The 1,077-nt window shown below is 41.6% G+C and carries 1 pseudogene; it reads right to left on the bottom strand.

From position 1 onward, the window contains the following. Positions 1–1,077, bottom strand: a pseudogene (locus G1O98_RS38335) (hypothetical protein); the annotation flags it as partial.

Raw genomic sequence — 1,077 nt, 5'->3', positions numbered from 1 at the left:
GTTTTCTTTTCTTGCAACTTCGAGTTCATCTTGGCGAGATGCACAGATGTTCCAAGCGGCGGCAGCAGATGCAAGTTTTTCTGACTCTGGGATAGAAGCGTAAAATGCTTCAGATGCATCATTTGCCAAGGCAAAGAGTAGTTTAGTTTGGCTTCTAGTAAGTTCTGGTTTTAGTTCTAGGAGTTTAGCTCCTTGTATAGTCATCCCCGCCTTGAGGTTGTGGTCAGTCACCGATTGTTGGCTAACTGTCCCCAGGTTGCGGTAAGCGGGTTTTCCATCTGACCCAACCTCGCCATCTATCTGTGCAACTGCTAATAATTTATGGGGGCGTTCACTGTTTGTGAATTTAATCTCATCTAGGCGAATATTAAGTGTCTGGGCTTTCCAGATTAAGGGATGCCCGTAACGGGTGAGATTGGTAATTTCGAGTTGCGTTCCTGAATCCGTTTGAACAACTGCGCTAGGGCCAGACTCTGTTTCTCGCCGCCTTGAGGCACGAACCGCAGCGTTGAATTTCAGATCAAACTCGTACTTGGCGGCGATCGCTGCAAATTTCTGCTGTGGTGAAAATTCTACTCCTTTGAATAAGTCTTTAAACTGGACTATGGGACGCGATTCTAACTGTGATTCTTGGAAATATTTATTAGTTTGGCTAATCAATAATTCTACTGGTGAGTAGCCCTTTGGTGTTATCCCCGTGTTTAAATAAACTGACGAAGATTTCTTATCTTTAATATAATTAACATCACGATACAAGTAGCGGTTGTTTTCCCTGATTTTATCCATCTCAGGTTTTTTAGCACTTTTGAATAAATCAACTGCTATTTGGTTTTGATAACATCCTTCTTCAATCATGCTCCGGTACATTTGACGGTTAATGTCCATTGCTTGCTGAATATTTTCTGGGGTTCTTTCATCCAAAGCAAGTTCAACAAACCCTTGCATATAAGGCTTGTATTCTTCTCGAATTAACTTTGGATCTTTCTGGCGTTCTTGCTCAAACAGGGTTTCGTAATGGTTAGAAACTTGGTCTAGATAATTTGATTTCTGCTCAAAAGTACCGTAAGTCTTTAGTAC

This window comes from Nostoc sp. UIC 10630, from assembly GCF_010747425.1.
Lineage (GTDB): Bacteria > Cyanobacteriota > Cyanobacteriia > Cyanobacteriales > Nostocaceae > Nostoc.
The sequence above is the reverse complement of the archived record's forward strand: the minus strand, read 5'-3'. Positions and strand labels throughout refer to the sequence as shown.